The organism is Armatimonadia bacterium (assembly GCA_039679385.1).
Classification (GTDB): domain Bacteria; phylum Armatimonadota; class Zipacnadia; order Zipacnadales; family JABUFB01; genus JAJFTQ01.
Genome location: JBDKVB010000016.1, coordinates 1 through 17,050 on the forward strand (window position 1 = coordinate 1; position 17,050 = coordinate 17,050).

The 17,050-nt window shown below is 66.2% G+C and carries 13 protein-coding genes; 5 read left to right on the plus strand and 8 right to left on the minus strand.

The genetic code is table 11. The features are described from left to right. Positions 1-514: 514 nt before the first annotated feature. Both ABFE16_01110 and ABFE16_01115 read left to right on the plus strand, forming a co-directional pair. Positions 515-1,087 carry a biotin transporter BioY gene (locus ABFE16_01110; protein ID MEN6343865.1) on the plus strand — a complete coding sequence of 191 codons (573 nt, stop codon included), beginning with the start codon at positions 515-517 and terminating at the stop codon, positions 1,085-1,087. Between the two features lie 24 nt (positions 1,088-1,111). Continuing rightward, entirely contained in the window at positions 1,112-1,888 is a 777-nt protein-coding gene (locus tag ABFE16_01115) for an NAD-dependent deacylase (protein ID MEN6343866.1), read from the plus strand. Between the two features lie 85 nt (positions 1,889-1,973). On the opposite strand, the gene ABFE16_01120 is transcribed toward ABFE16_01115, so the two are convergent. Further along, entirely contained in the window at positions 1,974-3,011 is a 1,038-nt protein-coding gene (locus ABFE16_01120) for a DUF362 domain-containing protein (protein MEN6343867.1), read from the minus strand. Between the two features lie 133 nt (positions 3,012-3,144). On the opposite strand from ABFE16_01120, the gene selB reads away from it, so the two are divergent. From selB to ABFE16_01135, 3 genes are all read left to right on the plus strand, one after another. After that, a complete protein-coding gene (selB, locus tag ABFE16_01125) occupies positions 3,145-5,070 on the plus strand; it encodes a selenocysteine-specific translation elongation factor (protein MEN6343868.1) in 1,926 nt (641 codons plus the stop codon). An 86-nt stretch (positions 5,071-5,156) separates the two neighbouring features. Next, on the plus strand, positions 5,157-6,401 hold the full coding sequence (locus ABFE16_01130) for a type II secretion system F family protein (protein ID MEN6343869.1): 1,245 nt from the start codon (positions 5,157-5,159) through the stop codon (positions 6,399-6,401). Next, a complete protein-coding gene (locus ABFE16_01135; protein MEN6343870.1) occupies positions 6,398-8,545 on the plus strand; it encodes a hypothetical protein in 2,148 nt (715 codons plus the stop codon). The genes ABFE16_01130 and ABFE16_01135 overlap by 4 nt, the downstream gene beginning before the upstream one ends. A 19-nt stretch (positions 8,546-8,564) precedes the next feature. On the opposite strand, the gene ABFE16_01140 is transcribed toward ABFE16_01135, so the two are convergent. The 7 genes from ABFE16_01140 to ABFE16_01170 form a co-directional block, all read right to left on the minus strand. Continuing rightward, on the minus strand, positions 8,565-10,373 hold the full coding sequence (locus tag ABFE16_01140) for a hypothetical protein (protein MEN6343871.1): 1,809 nt from the start codon (positions 10,371-10,373) through the stop codon (positions 8,565-8,567). Next, positions 10,370-11,203, minus strand: coding sequence for a class I SAM-dependent methyltransferase (locus ABFE16_01145; GenBank protein MEN6343872.1), 834 nt, complete (start codon positions 11,201-11,203; stop codon positions 10,370-10,372). Before ABFE16_01145 ends, ABFE16_01140 begins: the two co-directional genes overlap by 4 nt. Then, complete coding sequence (locus tag ABFE16_01150; GenBank protein ID MEN6343873.1) at positions 11,200-13,164, minus strand: N-acetylneuraminate synthase family protein; 1,965 nt, start codon at positions 13,162-13,164, stop codon at positions 11,200-11,202. The genes ABFE16_01145 and ABFE16_01150 overlap by 4 nt, the downstream gene beginning before the upstream one ends. Positions 13,165-13,167: 3 nt before the next feature. Further along, a complete protein-coding gene (locus tag ABFE16_01155; GenBank protein ID MEN6343874.1) occupies positions 13,168-13,875 on the minus strand; it encodes an acylneuraminate cytidylyltransferase family protein in 708 nt (235 codons plus the stop codon). Positions 13,876-13,878: 3 nt separating this feature from the next. Then, entirely contained in the window at positions 13,879-14,895 is a 1,017-nt protein-coding gene (locus tag ABFE16_01160) for a hypothetical protein (GenBank protein ID MEN6343875.1), read from the minus strand. Between the two features lie 282 nt (positions 14,896-15,177). Next, positions 15,178-15,843: an endonuclease III gene (nth, locus tag ABFE16_01165; GenBank protein MEN6343876.1), complete on the minus strand. Its 666-nt coding sequence runs from the start codon at positions 15,841-15,843 to the stop codon at positions 15,178-15,180. A 47-nt stretch (positions 15,844-15,890) separates the two neighbouring features. Further along, positions 15,891-17,000, minus strand: coding sequence for a DUF362 domain-containing protein (locus tag ABFE16_01170; GenBank protein ID MEN6343877.1), 1,110 nt, complete (start codon positions 16,998-17,000; stop codon positions 15,891-15,893). Positions 17,001-17,050: the final 50 nt, after the last annotated feature.

Here is a 17,050-nt window from a genome sequence, read left to right on the forward strand (position 1 = left end):
GCTTTGAGCACCTGCTTCGCGCGCCGATTGAGACGCTCGTCGTGAAGGTTGAGCGTAGCGAGTTCCAACAGAAACCAGGTAGGCATGCTTGAGTCACCTCAAGCACCGATACTTCTTGCCGACCGGCCAAGAACCTCCTCCCCCCCCACGAAAAAGATGTGGGTAATGTATAGACGCGTGGCGAGGGGGAGTCGAGCGGCAGCGAGACGGGGGTGAGGTCAAGGCCCGTGGCGCCCCATCCTCAGCCATCAAGAGGACACCCTTCTCTCGAGGTACTGACGGGCACCGGCTCGGTTCTGGTCGACAGCTCTGGTTCCGTCCCTCACCAGGAAGTGGGTAACCGCCCAGGTCTGGCTCGCCTTGATACGCACCGCCCGGGGTGGTAGAATCGCCCCACGTGCCGAGCGCTGGGCCGCGGTGGCTGCAGGAAGGCCGAAGAGGCTGAGGAGCAGGGAACCGGCTGCTTGAGCACCCCGGGGACGCCTTGTATCTCACGTGGAGACGGAGCCTTTGGATGACGCAGGGAACACTGACCTTCGCAGTGCAGCAGGTCGTAACCAGGAAGTCGACGTGGGTTGAGCTTGGAGCTGTCTGTGGTGTGGCGGGAGCTATGGCCCTTGCCGGACAAGTGCGAATCCCGCTTCCCTTCACGCCGGTGCCGCTGACCCTGCAGACCATGCTGGCACTGCTGTCGGGTGCAGTTCTTGGAGCACGCACCGGCGCCCTGGGACAGGTGCTGTACCTGGGCCTGGGTGCAACGGGGCTGGGAGTGTTCGCGGGCGGGGCCAGTGGCCTCAGTGGGGCGACCGCCGGCTACCTCGTCGGCTTCGTTGCAGCAGCGGCCGTCGTGGGGTTGATGACCCGGCGACCCTCGCACGCAAGGGTGGGCGCGGGGCTGCTCGCCGGGACACTGGCGATCTACCTGTTCGGCGCCGGCTGGCTCGTCCTCGGACTGGGCCGAAGCGCTACGGAAGCAATAACCCTGGGCGTGATTCCGTTCTTGCCGGGCGACGCCATGAAGCTGGTAGTGGCAGGGATGTTGGCACAGCCGCTGCGCGCGATGTGGGGCCGTACTCGCGGAGCGTAGGAACGCCAGAGTGTGGGAGCCCTTATGCCCGAAGCCACCTTACACGAAGTCGCCGTCGCGGTCGTTGACAGGCTGGGGCCGGAGGCGATCATCGTCGCCTCGACCGGGGCCGGTATCTCCAAGGCGAGTGGGATCTCCACCTTCCGCGGCTCAGAAGGCCTGTGGAGCACCTACCGCTCGGAGGACGTGTGCACGCATGATGTACTCACGCGCGACCCGGCCATGTTCTGGCGGTTCCATGACCACCTGCGGGCGATGATCGTCAACGCCGTGCCTAATCCGGCGCACATGGTCCTGGCCGAGATGGAGGAGGTCCTGGGGGAGTCGGCTGAGTTCGCCGTCATCACCCAGAACATCGACCGTCTGCACCAGCGCGCAGGCAGCCGGCATGTGATCGAGCTGCACGGCGATGCACTGGAGTACGAGTGCATGCGCTGTGGACACGAGCCGGAGGACATCCCGGTTCCGACCCCTGAGTACCCGCCTCGTTGCGAGAAGTGCGGCGCGGTGGTGCGGCCGAAGGTAGTGCTGTTCGGCGAGTCGCTGCCATCTGAGGCCCTGGATGAGGCGCGCGATCTGTGCTCCGAGGCGGACGTCATGTTCGTCATCGGGACGTCGGTGGTCGTGGAGCCCGCTGCGTCGCTGCCCTTCCTGGCCCTCGCAGCAGGAGCGCTGGTGGTCGAGATCAACCCTTCGAAGACGCCACTAACAGGAGCTGCGCAGTACTCCGTGCAGTCGTCTTCGTCCTCGGCGCTGCCCGCTCTGTGGGAGCAGATGCAGGAGGCCCTGCGGGAGTCCTAGGCGGGCGCCCTAACCAAGCTTCGGAAAGAGACAGGGCCGGCAGATGCCGGCCCTGTTTTCGTAAGCGAAGCAGCCCTGCTCTGAGCTAGACGCGCGCGATCTTGAGGGCGTCGAGGTCCATGCGCCCGGCACCGGCCTCGGCAGCCAGCTTGATATGGGGCACCTTCTCAACCTTGATCCCCAGCATCTGCGCACTGAGCGTGTCGGCGGTGACCATGTCATGGGTGACGATGACGGCGCGAGTGTCCTTGAGGTCACCGGGACCCTTGGGGCCGTTCGTCACCAGCCCGGCGATGGCGTCCACGATGACGATGGTTGGACGCAGGGCTGTGGCAAGGTCGGCGATGTTCTGGTGAAGGTTGGGGCCTCTGGCAGCGGGCGAAGTGGCGTCGTGGTAGCGCTGCGGCCGCCAGATGGCACCCATCTGGTTCTTCATCGCCACAGACAGGACAGTGCCACCGTGGGTCTTGAGGCACGGCAAGTTGATGTAGACATCGCACTCGAGGAGGTCACGGGGGATCTTCTCCGACTTGATCGTGACTCCCTGAGGGATGGGGCGTTCCTCGTACATGGCCTCGTTGTCGAGGCTGAGGAGCTTGACGCCCAGGGAGGAGCAGACCTCCTTCGCGCCGGTGAGGTCGAAGGTGACCTTCGAGGGGTCGCAGGAGTGCTCGACGACCAGGACCCTGCTCGCACCGGCTTCCTGGGCCATCTTGATCACGGCGCCGAGAATCTCCGGCCTGGTGTTGGCTCCGACGTCCGGGGTGCGTCCCCAGGCGAGATTGGGCTTGATGACGACGACATCGCCCTTGTGGAGGAGAGTCTGTGGGCCGCCGTAGGCATCGACGGCAGCCTTGACCAACTCCGCGGGCTCCTTGTTGGTGGCGATCGCTGCATGGACGCGCGTGGGAGGCTTGTCGAAGACGCGGTGCTTGCCTAGCTTCCCGGCGGCCGGCGGAGTGGTTGTGCTGCCTGGCGAAGGGGATGGAGCTGAGGCTGGACTCTGGGCGGTCAAGGGCGCTCCGGCAGTGCCCTGGGCACCGCTCTTGCAGCCCGCCACTCCGAGAGTCGCCAGGGCTCCGGCTACACAGGCTCCCCGGGTGATGAAGTCCCTGCGTCTCATAGGATCTCCTTCTGGAACGCGGCGTCATGGGCAAGAACGCCCCTCAAGAGTCGAGGGTTCCACAGGGAGCCTGGACCGTCCTCCTGGCGCGGACGGGGCAGGGAATGCGGAACCGTCGGAGAAGCATAGGTGCATGAACACGCCAAGTCAGCCGCCAAACCTCATTCTTGGTACTGCCGGGCACGTGGATCACGGGAAGACGGCGCTCATCGAGCGGCTGACCGGGATCAACGCCGACCGTCTGCAGGAGGAGCGGGACCGTGGCCTGACCATTGACCTGGGCTTCGCCTGGCTGCGGCTCCCCAGCGGCGCCTGGGCCGGAATCGTGGATGTGCCCGGGCATGAGCGATTCGTCAAGAACATGCTGGCCGGGGCAACCGGGATCGACCTGTTTCTGCTGGTGGTCGCTGCGGATGAAGGCGTCATGCCGCAGACCCGAGAGCACCTGACGATTCTGAGGGTGCTGGAGATCGACGCCGGAATCGTGGTGATCACCAAGTCCGACCTGGTGGAACCGGAGATGCTGGAGCTTGTCAAGGAAGACATCGCCGAGGCGCTGAGAGGGACGGTCTTCGAAAACGCGCCGAGGGTGGCGGTGTCCTCGAAGACCGGCGCCGGGATCGAGGAGTTGCTCGGCAAGCTGGAGGAGGTCGCGGCGAAGGTGCGTCCGCACGACATCGCCGGGCCGGTACGAATGCAGATCGACCGCAGCTTCACGGTCAAGGGCTTCGGCACCGTCGTCACCGGGTCGCTGATTCGCGGGAGGCTGGCGCTGGATCAGGAGCTGGAGGTGGCGCCCCGAGGGCTGCGCACTCGTGTTCGTGGGCTCGAGGTGTACGGTGAGCACGTGCAGGAAGTGGTGGCACCGTGCCGCGTGGGAGTGAACGTGGCCTCGCTAAGCCGAGAGGAAGTCGCGCGTGGCGACCAGCTCATCGCCCCGGGGAGCATGAGTCCAAGCTGGATGCTAGATGTGCGGGTGCGACTCTCGGCTGAGGCGCAGCGGCCTTTGGTGTACCGTGAGCGGGTTCATGTACACCATGGTGCGGCGGAGCTGCTGGGCCGAGTGGTGCTGCTGGATGCAGAGCAGTTGCTGCCGGGCGAAGAAGGTCTGGCGCAACTGCGGCTTGAGGCACCGGCGGTTGCGGCTACTGGTGACCATTTCGTACTGCGTCGCTATTCGCCACCCTATGCCATCGGCGGCGGCGTGATTCTCGACCCCAGGCCGACTCGCCATCGACGTCGCGAGGAAGGGACCATCGAGCGACTGCTGACGCTGGAATCGGGGACCAGCGCGGACCATGCTCGGGACTGGATCCACTCGGAGGCCCTGCGCGTCTTCGGGGTGCGAGACCTGGCAAGCGGCTTGCAGCTTGACCCGGCCGAGGCCCAGCAACTCGTGGAGGCCCTGCAGGAGTCCGGAGCGGTGTCTGAACTCGCTCCCGGCCGGTTCGTCGATAGCGAGGAGGCCGATGGCCTGCTGCAGGCGATCCAGGAGGCTCTTGCGGAGTACCATGCGGCGAACCCGCTGCGGGCGAGCATGCCGCTTCACCATCTGCAGAGGACCGTCGGGAATCCGGCGCCGGAAGTCATGCAGTGGGCGCTCGGGGTTCTGAAGAAGGGTGAGCTGATCGTCGCGGAGCCCGGCGGTTGGCGCAATCAGGGACATGAGCCACGAATAGAGGAGTCGCAACGGGCACTGCTGAGGGCGGCTATCGCCGAGGCTGAGGCCGCCGCGAAGGCTCCTCCGATGCAAGAGCAAGTTCTGGCCAGGCTGGGCGGGACGGCGAATTCCCGGGCGCTGCTGGAGCTGGCTGTGTCCGAGGGCGACGTGGTCCTGGTCGGCGACTTTGTGATGGGGCGTCGCGCGCTGGAGCAGGCAGTCGAAGAGCTTGCCGAGCTGTACCGCCGCAGTGGGGCCTTCGGGGTCTCCGAGGTGCGCGACCTGTGGGGCTCGAGTCGCAAGTATGTCGTGCCGATCCTGGAGTACCTGGACGGAGCCGGAGTCACGCGGCGTGAAGGTGACCGGCGGCACTTCGTCCGTTCCCTGGCCGCGAAGTAGGCAGTTCCCGGCGGCTGTCGCGAGGCCGGGTCTTCTCACGTTTCTTGAGCGCTGCGGGCGAAGGTGCAGCGCAGTCTTCCTTACGGGTGATCCCCATTCCACTGTTCCGCTATCGTGCGAAGACCGAACGCGGCGCTGAAGTCACGGGCACGATCGAGGCGGCCACCAAGGCGCAGGCGATCGTAAGGCTGCGTCAGCGCGGGTTGTGGGTGGAAGTGCTGGCGGAGCCGGAGGCGATGGCCCGACGCACTCGTGTGGCAAGTGCTCCGGCGACCGAGGAGCCCTCTGCGCCACGGCCTCGGGAGCGCTGGTCCTTTCTCTATGGTCTGCTCCCGGTGACGGCGGGCGCACTGAGCAACTTCTTCGAGCAGCTCTCCAGTCTGTATCACGCCGGTGTGGGGATGCCGAGTCTGGTGTCCGACACGGCCTCCCGGGTCAACAGCCTGCGTCTTCAGCATGTTCTGGAAGAGGTTGCCCCGCGAGTGCAGAACGGCGAGAGCCTGGCCGCCTGTCTGGACGACTACCCACAGGTCTTCCCGCGTGGCGTGATTGGCTATCTGCGCGCCGGTGAGCTGAGCGGCAATCTGGACGAGGTCGCGCGTAACCTGGCCGACGATTACCGGGGCGAGCAACGGGTCTGGTGGCTGCTGATGATCCCGAAGCTGTACTTCGGCATCGTGTTGCTGCTGGCGATTCTGGTGCCAAGCTTCCCGTGGTTCATCAGCAAGGGTCTTCCCTGGTGGATCCATCATGTCCTGACGCACATTCTACCCATGCTGGGCCTGGTGGTCGGCGCATACATGCTGTGGCGGATTCTGTGGCACCTGCCACCGCTGTTTGGGCTGCGAGACCAGATGGCCTTCCGCCTGCCGGTGTGGTCGGCGCTGACTCGTCGCGCCGGTCTGACGCGCTTCTACCAGGCGCTTCAAGTGTGCATCCGTGCCGGTGTGGACTTCCCGCAGGCGATGCAGACGTCGGCGGAGGCAGCGGGTAACCGAGTGATGGTGCGGCGAATGCATGAGGCGGAGAGTCGGGTGCGAGCAGGCATGCCGCTGCATGAGGCTCTGGATGGCTGCGGGTTCGTGTCGCGCTCGGATGCGGGGATTCTGGGCTCGGCGGCGCTGGGCGGGACCTTCGATGAAGCGCTTCCCAGGATGGCAGAGCAGACCAAGGAGAGCCGCGACAACATGGTGCGCGGTCTGCGTATAGCGGCCATGGTGGTGGGGTACGGGATAACCTCGGTCATCGTGCTCATCGCCTGCGTGAGGGGATACACGGCGATCCAGGATGCGTTTGCACAGAAGTTCGGGGCGGAGGACTTGCTGCAATGAGACGTTCCATGATGGTGTTTGCGGTAGTGCTGGGTCTGGCGGGCGTCGCCGGCGCCCAGAATCTGGATTTCGAGGCCGGCCTCGAGGGCTGGACGCAGGTTGCCGGTGTGGTGTCGGCGGAGCCTGGGGCAGCCCAGGGGAAGCAGTGCCTCGGCCTTGCTGCGACGGGCACAGAGGGCGCCTGGGCTAGGTCGGAGGCGCTGCCCGGTGTGGAGCCGGGGAAGGCCTTCGAGCTGAGCCTGGCACTGCGCAAGGTGGAGGGTGACGGGTCGGTTGCAGTCGCGCTTGTGGGCGAGAAGGGGCGTCCCGCGCGACCCTATCTGTGGGAGGGTTCGGTTCGCGAGGATAGCCGGTGGCACCGGCTGGTCCTGCAGGTAGTGACGGGACTGAGCAGCCCGCGAGTGGCCCTGGGAATCACGGGCTCCGGGCGATGGCTGGCCGATGACCTGCGGCTCCGACCGGTGCAACTGCGGGACGTCACGAAGCCGGTGGCGAAGAAGCTCCAGCCTCAGTATGCGGGCGAACTGCCCCAGGGCTGGGTTCCGAAGGATAAGCTGGACCTGCAGACGCGCAACTTCCTGGGCCGCGACAGCTACTATGTGCGTCCCGGTCCCTTCGAGCTGAACCCGCAGGGAGAAGTGACGGTCCTGCAGGGCGAGCGCACGGGTGGCGAACTCGACGTGCTCAGTCGTGGGAAGGCGCGCAATGACCTGGGGGTCGAGGTGCAAGGCCCTCGAGGATGGCGCAGTGAGGTGTGGTCGGCGACCATCCCGGGCGAGTCACGAGTGAGCCTGAACGTGCCGCTACAGTCGATGACCTGCGGAGATAGCTACCTGAAGATCGGGTTCAGCTCCGGCGGCGAGGCCAAACTGGTGCCGCTGCTGGTGCACACTCAGCGACGCTTTCCGGTTCTTGGCACGTGGTGGCCGCAGGGCTCGAAGGCGGATCTCACAAGCAAGCTCGATGCCGGGGCGATCCAGTTCCACGAGGTGCAGTGCTCGAGCGCCGCAGAGCTGAAGGAGGCTACCAGCACCTTCGGGCAACCGGGGGACGTGGCGGTTCGCTTCAGTGGCGAGGTGAAGTCGGCTGTGGCGGCCCTGACCGACCTCACGGTGCAGCAGCGAGGACGCATCTGCGCTTTCGGGCTTGAGGGCGAGGTGGCGGCTGCGGACCAGCAGGCTCTTGCGGCAGCACTTCCGGGGCTGATCCCGGAGGCAGCCGTTCTGAGCCCCGCTGTGAGCGTGGCGGCTGGTCAGCAGGGGCTGCAAGACGGCGAGAGGCTCCACAGTTTGCTGGCAGGCGGCGTCGGCGAGTCCTCGGAGGCGCTGGACGTGCAGATGCCTGCGCTGCCTTGCAGTGTGGTCCTCCGGGAGACGCTGGACGGTGCTGCACCAGCCGGTCCCATGGCCTCCTGGGGTGCTCTGGACAAGGCGCTGAGCCTGCAAGGCCTGCGGGATCAACTGAACCAGGCCGGGGCAGCACTTCCGCTCTACGCGCGCTTCAGCACGGGGACAGGAACTGCTGCGCCAGGGCTCGATGCGCTGGTGATGACGAGGGCCCTGCTGCAGGTGTTCTCGGTCGGGGCCAACGGTGCGGCGATTCCGGCAGTGCAGGAGAAGGCAGGCGGTCTCGGTCTACTGGACGCACAGGGCCAGCCCGTCGATGCGGTGAGTGGGACCTATGCGGAGCTGGGCAGAGAGCTGGCCGGCGTTCGGGCGTTGGCACCGCCGCCGGACACCCAGATTGCCGGGTACTCGGGCGACAAGCCGATCACGTACCGTCCCTTCCTGCGCGGTGACGAGGGAATCGTTGCGCTCTGGAACAACAGTGGGCAGCGCAAGGCTGTGGCGGTCGAGGTGCGCTGTCGTCCGTGGCAGGTGAGACTGCTGCGTATCTCCTACCCCGGCGAGACCTGTCAGCGTGAGTTCGACGGTAGCTTCGAGTGGGATGAGCTTGCGAAGCGTTTCCGCCAGCCCGCGGTGTATGTGGACGTGGAGCCGCTGCAGACCGTGGTCCTGTCGCTGAAGCTGCGCGGCGCCCATGCTCAGTGGCTGCGGGAGATCGGCGAGAAGCCGATCGCGCCGCCCGCGGTCGACAGGATGGACATGAAGGAGTTCGACAAGGAAGTGTGGGGACCGAAGTAGCGCTGCAGCAGCAGGAGCCTCAGGCGGTCGGGGAAGTCTGGGAGAGGTGGCGCAGGAGGGTGTCGACGACGCGCTGAGTGGCCTGACCGTCGGCGGCACCGGTGTGCCGGGAGAGGAAAGCCGGTCGGGTCTGCTGAAGCTGCCGACCGCCATCGTCGAGAACCTGCTGCAGAGCCGGCAGGATATCACCGTAGCTGTACACACCGACCGCTCCCCCATCGGCCGCAAAGGGGAAGCGGTCGTCGCGTCCTGTGAGGTTGACGGTCAGCACGGGCACCTGCATCAGGTTCGCCTCGAAGACCACCGTCGAGTCGCGCGTCACCAGCACGTCGCACTTCGCCAGGGCCTCGGCCATGGTGCAGGAGGCTGCCGACAGAAGGGTCACCGTGTCGGGAAGCTCCTGCGCAAGGGCTTCGTACATGCCTGTGTAGAGGTCGCGCGGGTGTAGCTTGATCTGCAGCGTCGCATGGATCTCTCGGCAGACCAGCGCAACCCCTCTCACCCACCACTCAGCGGACGCCACATCGTAGACTTGCTTCTCATCGGGCTGGGTCGCCAGGAGCACCACACGACCGGGCCTTCGGCCTGTGCGGTGTGTCAGGCCGCCGGTCACCACCTCGTCGTACAGGCAATGCCCCACGGGCACCACTGGTCCACCGCAAGCACGCCCCTGCAACGCCTCCACCGCCGAGTGACCGAAGACCATGTACTCGTCGAAGGGCAGGGGCCGAATGCAGTCGTCCTTGGCCAAGTACACCCCGTGCTGCAGGTACAGCACAGGAAGGCCACGCTTCCGTGCCGCGAGAACCACCGGCGCGAGGCGATGCCAGTACAGGTGAAGCGCCACAAGGGCTCGCGGCTGCAGGTGGTCGAGGAGGCGATCGGCAGCGACGAGATCGGCGAGAACCTGCTGAGCATCGCGGGCCAGCGCGACCAGCAGACGGCCTCGCAACCCACGCCAGAGCTCACCGTACCGGGCTGCGCCGAGACGTGCGGCATGTCGGTACCACGAGCGCCAGTGAGTCAGCACCTGACAGGCGACTGTGTGGGGTGCCGGATGGAAGCCGCCGAGGTAGTAGTAGGGCACGTCAGCGGTCGAGCGCTCCTCCATGCCGGCGTCCTCGGCAGCCAGGAGGAGTGCCGCTGTTCGCAGGTCGTGCTGGTCGCGCAGAGGCGAAGCCAGGCGATCAATCAGGGGCACGCTGGTGCCGCCGATGGCCAGGAAGAGGACGTCGCAAGGCTCCGGGTCGGCCGAGGGGCCTGGGAAACTGCGGGCAAGGCGTGCATCGGCCCTCAGGCGCGTCAGGCCGGTCGGCCAGGCGATCAGAGAAGGGCTGAGGAAGTCTCGCAGGAGGCGCAAGGAGGAACCCGGAGAGGCCTGTAGGGGCACACCGTCGAGGGCGCTGCCCAGAGCCTCGGCCACCTGCTGGCGGTAGCTCCACCACCCGGCTCTGCGCGGGTTCTCCAGGGCGAAGGCGGCGTCGGCCTTGTGCATCTGCAAGGCGCGACGGGCAAGGGTTCGGTTCGCAAGAAGGGGAGCCACGGCCCAGGAACGGAAGAACTCGGCATAGGCGTCCCAGAAGGACACGCCCTGGCCGTCGCCAGACTCCACCAACTCGGCCGGCAAGAGTTCCCGCAGCTCTGAGACGATCTGCTGGGATTGCGTGGCAACCTGGACGATGTCCTCGGCAGTCAGCGGCACCTCGCGGAGGACGCGGAGTTCGTGCTCACGCTGGACCATGGGCACCGCAGCGCAATCGCCCCGACGCTGAGCCAGAGCAGCGGCTGTCGAACGCGAGCCGTCGTCGTGGAAGACGACGGTCTTCATGGGCGCGCCCCGAGAGGTTGGTCGGTGGCGGCCTCAGTCATCGGGCGCCGAGCCACGACGAGCAAGGTGAGCGCTGTCCGCGGGCCAATCAGCGGCAGACGGCAGGCCCGGCGACTGAGGGCACGAAGCTGCGAAGGCGCAAAGAGGCGCTTGAGGGCTCGCAGGCGGTCGGAATGGAGCATGCTGGCGTGGTACTCGTGCTCCAAGACCTCCAGACCAGCCTGCCGGGCAACCGAGAGCAGCCCGGGCAGATCGAAGGCAAAGAGGTGGTCCTCTCCCCCGGGTCCGAACTGCCGCTGAGTGAGGTCCGGCTCCGCGTTGCCGTCGTACAGTCGCTCGCGACTGCGCAGACGGGCACCGTTCGGCGTGGTGAGGAAGACCATGCCGCCGGGCTTGAGGCAACCGCAGAGCGTCGCCAGCACCTGTGCCGGCTCGGCACAATGCTCGAGAAGCTCGCCCACGACCAGAGCATCGCAGACACCCGACCTCAGGGGCACGGCCGCGGCTGAGGCACAGAGGGGCAGGAAGACCCCGCGCTCGTACTTGCGGCGAGCGTAGGAGAGGGCTTCGGGCATGAGATCGAGGGCCACGACGGTATAGCCCTCCTCGGCCAGCAGCAGCCCGAGATTGGCCTGAGCACACCCGATCTCGGCCACCAGACCGGGAGCGGGGACGTGACGCCGGAGGGCAGCCCGAACGGCCTCCAGCCGGTCGAGGTACTTGAGAGCGAAGTGGGAGCGCTGATCGTCCGCGTCGATCTCGCGCAGATCGTAGTCACGCAGGCGGGATTCGGCGGGGTCGCAGGGCTCCAGACTCCGAGCGCTCTTCATTGCTGCGGAGCCTCGTCCCCGTGAGACCTTCGGTCTCCAGACCGGAGGTCTCGAGACCGCAGGTCTTCAGGAAGGAAGCGGGACAGGCCCTGAAGCGCGAAGACAAAGCCCTCGCCACCGTTGCGATGGGCCAGCCAGATCTCGGGGACCAGGGTCGCGTCCATGGCGGCAATCAGGGGCATCAGGGCGGCGAAGTCGATATCGCCCTCTCCGATAGCCAGGCCCTCGCCATCAGTGCCCGAGGCGTCGGCGAGGTGCAGGTGCGAGACGTGAGGCGCCAACTCACGCACGAACTCCACGAGGTCGCGGTGACCTGCGGTGCAGGCCAGAGCTGCATGGGAGAGGTCGAGGCAGAGGCGCACCCTCGCTCTTGACGCGAGCTCGAGCATGTCCTCCGCGTCGAGGAAGGCGTTGTGGTACCACTGGCCACCGAAGTACCAGGGGTACGGCGGCATGTTCTCGACCAGCAACTCCACGTCCGGCTCGCAGGTCAGGAAGGGCAGCACGTCACAGAGACGCTTGACTGCTTCCTCGCGCTGAGCCGGTGCAGGTTCGTAGCTCATGGCTCCGGGATGGACGACAATCCGCACGCGCTCAGGGGTGCCGGTGAAACTGCCGCGAAGGGTGCGGGCAACCTCCATGACGCGCCGAAGCAGATCGCAACTGCGACCAACGGTGTCGGCGTCGGAGGAAGCCAGGTCAACCAGGCGTCCGTGGTCGTACTCCGGGGCATGGACGACCAGCTCCTGTGGGCTCTCAGGAAGCTGCGGCGGTGTGCTGTTCAGGTCGGCATCGGTAAGGTGGAACTCGAACAGATGCGGGTTGAAGCGGGTCATCTGTGCGAAGTCGCGGTAACGCACTACCGGTCCCCAGCGGAGCGGGAAGGCGGCTGCGAGCTCCTCCACCGGCACGTCGGTGAGGTCGGAGGCACGGAACTGCTCTTCAGCGGCGATGTCGCGGTGAGCGACTCGGCCGACCAACTCGCGCATGCGCTGAGGTGAGATGCCGTGGCCAGGCCCCATCACCTTGACGGCGTCGTCGGTGATGGTGTCGCCGGGCTTCAGACAGCGAGCGGCCACCAGGCTCTTGCCGAGCGCCAGGCGGTTCATGATCTCGCCGCGCGAGAGGCCGCGGTGCTCGCTGCCCAGGGCCTCCTCGATGATACGAACGTCGCGCACCTGCTTCTGGATGCCCTGGGGCTCCAGGCTCGCGGCGTGATCAGGGCCCAGCATGGTGCGATCGAGGGTGATATGTCGCTCCAGGATGCAGGCGCCCAGGGCGACAGCGACGGTAGAGACGGAGATACCGCGCTCGTGGCCGGAGTAGCCGACGGGCACACCGAACTCCCGGAGGCGGTTCATGAAGCGCAGGTTGACGTCCTTGAAGGCGGCCGGATAGGTGGACTGGCAGTGCAACAGCGCAAACACGACCCCACGCGACTTGAGGAAATCGACGGTGGCAGCGATCTCGGAGAGCTTGGACATGCCGGTGGACAGGATCAGGGGCTTGCCTGTCTGCGACAGACGCTCGAGCAGCGGCATGTTGGTGAGATCAGGCGAGGAGACCTTGTAGGCGAGCAGCCCGATACGCTCAAGCAAGTCGAGGCTGGCGACATCCCAGGGGGTGCAGAGGAACTCGAGGCCCTGCTCCCGGGAGTAGGCGGCCAGGTCAGTGAGGACCGCGTCGGAGAGCTCGAACTCCCGCAGGAAAGGCAGCAGGAGACCGATCTCCTTCTCCTCCCTGGTGGGGTCGAGGAGCGTCTCCGCCGGGTACAGGGAGCTGAGCTGCCGCTTCTGGAACTTGACGGCATCTACCCCGGCCGAGGCCGCGACGTCGATCAGCCGTCGGGCAATCTCCGGGTTACCGTTGTGGTTGATCCCGACCTCGGCGATGAGGTAAGCCGGCTCGCCGGGACCGATGCGGCGGTCGCCGATCTTGAAGTGAGTGAGGTAGGGAGTCATGGGTTAGGGGATACGAAGGCCCTGGAGAACCTCCTGCGCCAGAAGGAAGTCCTGCTCGCTGTCGATGTCGATGGAGCGGACGGCATCCATGGGCACCACACGCACATCGCCGCCGAGGCGGTTGCCGACCCGGCGCAAGGTCTCGGTGCGAGTGACGTAGACGGCGCCGTTCTCGCGGAACTTCTCCGGCATCTGCTGCGAGAAGGGGCGTTTGTGGTAGTCGTACTCGGGCAGAAACCGGTGGTCGTCGCCCATCCGGCCGCACAGATACCAATGCTGCATGTGAGTGACGGTCATGACGGCGTCGCAGCCTGACTCAAAGAGCAGGGCGATGCAGCGATCAATCAGGTCGGCCCCACGCAGAGGCGAAGTGCACTGGAGCAGTGAGACCGCCTCGGGGACATAGCCCTCGGTTGACTGGAGCTCGTCGAGAGCGTGCAGAAGGGCCAGCTCCGACGAAGCCGTGTCACCGGCGATCTCGACCGGCCGATGGATCACCTCGGCACCGGCACCGGCCGCAACCTGCGCGATCTCGTCGTCATCGGTGGAGACCACGATTCGGCTGAGGCGCCGTGCACGCAAGGCGGCCTCGATGGTCCACACGATAAGCGGCTTGCCCGCCAGGGGTCGGACGTTCTTGCGAGGCACCCCTTTGGAGCCGCCACGGGCCGGGATGATGCCGAGGACGGAGCCTATCTGGGGAGCGTCCACGAGTTAGAACCTCTCAATAGTGAGACCCGGGCTCGGAACGAGCCGAATCAGGCGCTCAGCCCCCGCAGCGAGAAGCTGCTGGCCCATCCAGTCGGGATCTTCGTGGAGGGCGATGATGGTTCCGCCGCGTCCTGCGCCGGAGAGCTTGGCACCGAGGGCACCGGAGTCCATCGCGGCACGGATCAAACGCTCGTTGGCCTCACCGGCGCCGATGAGGTCCTGAACGATGGCGTGGTTCTCGTTCATGAGGTTGCCCAGGCGCTGCCAGTCGCCGCGTACCAGGGCCCGTTTGCCGAGACGTCCAAGTTCGCCAATGCGCTGGAAACCGGCAACGTAGCTCGGGTCATCCTGCTCCCAGCGTCGGCGCGGATTCGCATGGTACTGACCGGAATGGCGCTGGATACCGGTATTCGCCAGGATGAAGGGCAGATATGGGATGTCGGCCGTAAGGGGCTCGACGCAAGCATAGGGCACGTCGGGCCCATCCTCATGGTTCTCTTTGTCGCGCAGGTCGACGCAGTTGATGCCGCCGAAGACGATCATGTACTGGTCTTGATAGCCGCACTGAACGCCGAGCTCGTTGCGCTCCACCCTGCGAGCAAGTTCCGCGAGCCCGTGGCGCTCGACCTGAATCTCGAAGTGCGCCAGGACGCCGGCCAGGATCGCCATGAGCATGGCCGTGGAGCCCGCGCATCCCGACATGAGCGGGATGTTGCTCTGGGCGCGGACATGGAAGGTCGCTTTGGGGTCGATGAGGCCGCGCTCGGCATATCCGGAGGTGCGCAGGTAGCGCCAGACGGCCTTGGCGACGTTCAGGTAGTGTAGTGCCGGGTCGTCGCGAAGCTGCTCTTCGGCCTCAACGACCTCGAAGTGACCGTAGATGTCGAAGATGAGACGCGGGCTCGGCGAGATGGTGGCGTCGGCGCGCTCGCCGATGGTGCAGGAAACGACGGTTCCCCCATAGATGTCGGAGGGATTGCCGATGATTCCTCCGCGCCCGGGTGCAGTCACCCTGATCATGCCTTATGGTCACCTCTTCAGAGTCGCCCAACAGGTTCGTATTGTTCAACAGTTCGGGCAACGAGTCAAGATACGGCCCGTCGGGCTCCTGCCCTCTTCTGCTGCCGAGAGGCGAGGCAGCACTCCACCCTATCCCCACTCATGGAAAGGTAGCGTACCGCCAGCCGGCGCAGCCGGGGTTCTCCCTGGGCGACGGGATGGCTGATCCGCCACAGCCGCAGATCGTGGCGGTTCCCGCCGCCAGATAGCGGCAAGGTCTCTGCCCGCAGAGAGGCTGGAGGATCAGTCGAGGCCCTTGCGGGGACAGACCTCGCGGAGTGTGCAGGTGTCGCAGGCGGGCTTACGGGCCTCGCAGACGCGGCGTCCGTGCCAGATAACGGCGTCGCCGAAGTGGGTCCAATGGTCCCTCGGGATCAGTGCCATCAGGACCTGCTCGATCTTCTCGGGCGTGTTCGCCGAGGCGGGCACAAGGCCCAGACGAGCGGTGACTCGAGCCACATGGCGGTCGACGGCGATCCCCTCGGGGCTGTCAGGGCGCAAGGCATGGGACAAGACCACGTTGGCGGTCTTGCGGGCAACGCCCGGAAGCGTGAGCATCTGATCCATGCTCGCCGGGACCTCTCCCCCGTAGTTCTCCAGAATCGCTCGAGCTGCACCGACCAGGCTTTTGGCCTTGTTGCGGTAGAACCCTGTCGGGCGGACCAGCTGCTCCAGGGCCTCCAGATCGGCCTCCGCGTAGTGTGTAGGGGTAGGGTAGGCTCGGAAGAGGTCGGCGGTGACCTCGTTGACCTTGTCGTCGGTACACTGGGCCGAGAGGATCGTGGCCGCCAGCAGTTCCCAGGGCGTGGTCCAGTTGAGGGCTGTGGTAGCCTCCGGGTAGGCGGCCTCAAGACGCTCCAGGATCGTGAGCGCGCGTGCCTTCAGGGCCGACTTGGTCTCGCGAGGCATGGTGTGTACCTCCCAGGCAGGATTGCCGGTTTGGGGCTCTGCGCCGTCTACAGGGACGGGCTGGTCAAGGCCTCCAGGATATCCTCCACCCGGGGAGGGCAACCGCGAACGGTTCTGCCGTCACCGCCAGGGGAGCCCGCGCACTTGCCGATGCGTAGAGCGGGACGGTCGACGGCGGGCTCGGTGCCCGCAACCAGGCAGTCGGCAAGGACGGTCTTGCCCTGCTGATGGGCCATCTCCAAGGCACGGAACAAGTTCATCACACAGCCACTGCAGGCGTGCTCGGTCAGAACGGTGAGGTCGGGGAAGCTCGCCGCCAGGGCCTCGTAGGGCAGGGCAAGGCGGCGACGATGGTCCTGGGGTGAGGCGCCGACGGTGCGGATCTTGGTCAGGTCGGTCTCCCCCACACCGCGCTCAGCACAGGCACGGAGCAGGCGAGCCGAAGCCGGGTCGATCCCCATCAGGTCACAGGCGACACTATCGACGGCAGCGACATCGGAGGAGGCCAGCAGCAGGTTCATCGGCACCGGAGTCGCTGCGGAGGGCCCCATGCCCTCATAGGCTGTGGTGGCATCGAGGACGGTGGCGCTGACCCAGGGCTTCAGCAACCGGGCAACTGAGGCCAGGGCGGCATTCAGCTCGAGCTCGTGTAGCGTCTTCTTGTCGATCTGGCGCAGGCAACCCTTGAGGTTCTTGACGCCGAGGGTCACGAGGGTGTTGAAGTGGGTCTTCATCACCGGCAGGTTGATCACGACGTCGGCCTCGACCAAATGCTGGGAGAAGCCCAGGGTCGGTGGCAGGTCTGGTGAGTGGGTCTCGATGATGTGGTACTCGCCCGCATGGAAGTCAACGGGCGTTGCGCCGGTCTCCTCGCACACCTGAAGCATGCCAGTCTGCTCGAAGTAGCCCATCGGGTTCTTGTGGCCCCAGAAGGGCCCGTCCCCGACGACGACGGAGGCAGCTCCCTGCGCAAAGGCCCATTGCACGCCGGCGCGAATCACGGCGGCCGAGGTGTAGCCCTCTCCCCCATGCTGGTTGGGCTTGAAAAGGACGCGGCTGCCGGGCTGGACAAGCCCCGCAAGCCCGGCGAGATCGAGGACACGGCCGAAATCGGCGGCAGTTGGTTCAGAAGTGGCGACAAGCGCAACGAGACTCAAAGGGACGGCACCCACCTTGCTATGCATTTCGAGAACAGCCCCGAGGGGCC